Genomic DNA, 1,880 nt, shown 5'->3' on the forward strand with positions numbered 1-1,880 from the left:
TGACGGTACGTGTACCGGGTACATTCAATGGGCTTTCTGATATTGAGAACACCATGCTGGGTAGCCCAAATGGCAGCCCAATTCGGGTTGGTGATATTGCGCAAGTCTCTATTGGGCATGATTTAAGAACCGGTGGGGCAACCTATAACGGCAAAGAAACCGTTTTAGGGATTGCCATGATGGCGATGGGTGGAAATAGCCGGACTGTTTCTAAAGCTGTGGATGCCAAGCTTCAAGATATTCAGAATAGTTTGCCTAAAGGGGTAGTGATTGAAACGGTGTACGACCGTACTACCTTGGTTGAGAAGGCGATTAAAACCGTTCAGAAAAACTTGGTAGAGGGAGCAATCCTGGTCATCATCATTCTGTTCCTGTTTTTAGGGAATATCCGTGCTGCCTTGATTACTGCCTGTGTCATTCCACTCTCTATGCTGTTTACCTTAACCGGGATGGCACAGAAAAATATCAGTGCCAATCTGATGAGTTTAGGTGCACTCGATTTCGGCATCATTGTCGATGGTGCTGTGGTGATTGTCGAAAACTGTATCCGGCGTTTAGCCCATACACAGCAACTGTTAAAACGACCTCTCACACAAAGTGAACGCTTTAAGGAAGTTTTTCTGGCTGCCCGCCAAGCACGTCGTCCTCTTATTTTTGGTCAGCTTATTATTTTGGTGGTGTATTTGCCGATTTTTGCTTTAAGTGGTGTAGAAGCAAAACTATTTCATCCGATGGCTTTAACCGTTGTTCTCGCACTGGTGGCAGCTATTATTTTATCGATCACCTTTGTGCCCGCTGCAGTTGCTTTATGGGTTAAAGGGGAGATCAAAGAAACGGAAAGCCGTTGGATGATCTGGCTCAAAACCCGATATCAACAGATATTGGATGGAGCCTATCATTACAAAGCGGTGGTTTTAACTTTTGCCATTTGTCTCTTGGTCATTACGGGTCTGCTCAGCACGAAGATTGGCAGTGAGTTTGCACCCCAGCTGAGTGAAGGTGATTTTGCGGTACAGCAATTACGTTCTCCAAGCACAGGCTTGGAAGAGTCTTTACGTATTCAGGAAAATACCGAAAAGCTTTTACTGAAAAACTTTCCCGAAATTAAAGCTATATTTGCCCGTACCGGGACTGCTGAAGTGGCGACAGATGTGATGCCACCGAATATTTCCGATGGTTATATCATGCTGAAACCACGTGAGGAATGGCCAGATTCAAAAGAAAGCCTAGATGCACTTCGAACCCGAATGGAAGCTTATCTTGCGACAATTCCCGGCAATAACAGTGAGTTTTCTCAGCCTATTGAGCTACGTTTTAATGAACTGATTTCAGGTATACGCAGTGATGTGGGGGTGAAGGTTTTTGGTGATGACATGCAGGTTTTGAATACTGAGGCTGCAAAAATCGCGAAAATCATTCAGCAAGTCGCAGGTAGCAGTGCGGTGAAAGTTGAACAAACTTCGGGTCTGCCTTTACTCAATGTAGAGATTGATAAAGCTTTAGCTGCCCAGTATGGCTTGAGTGTGAAATCTATTCAGGATGTGGTGGCTGCAAGTATTGGTGGACAAAGCGTGGGAGAGATTTTAGAAGGCGATCGTCGTTTTGATTTTGTTATCCGTCTTGGAGAGCAAGACCGTAGTGTCGCATCTGTTTCCCAGTTACCTATTCAGCTTCCAAATGGTGGCAGTATTTTATTGTCGGATGTCGCGCAAGTCTCGACCATTGAAGGAATCAACCAAGTCAGTCGAGAAAATGGTAAACGCCGAGTTGTGGTTACAACGAATGTTGAAGGGCGTGATTTAGGGTCTTTTGTTTCTGATGTACAGACACAGCTCAAAGCATACACTTTGCCAAGTGGTTATTGGATAGAATATGGAGGG

At 44.8% G+C, this 1,880-nt stretch carries 1 protein-coding gene; it reads left to right on the forward strand.

Going from position 1 to position 1,880, the window contains the following annotated elements; genetic code table 11:
- The coding region (locus FTT71_RS13055) for an efflux RND transporter permease subunit (protein WP_180161020.1) at positions 1–1,880 on the forward strand (1,880 nt) is incomplete at both ends.

The sequence above is a fragment of the Acinetobacter sp. YH01004 genome (assembly GCF_013420455.1).
GTDB lineage: Bacteria > Pseudomonadota > Gammaproteobacteria > Pseudomonadales > Moraxellaceae > Acinetobacter > Acinetobacter towneri.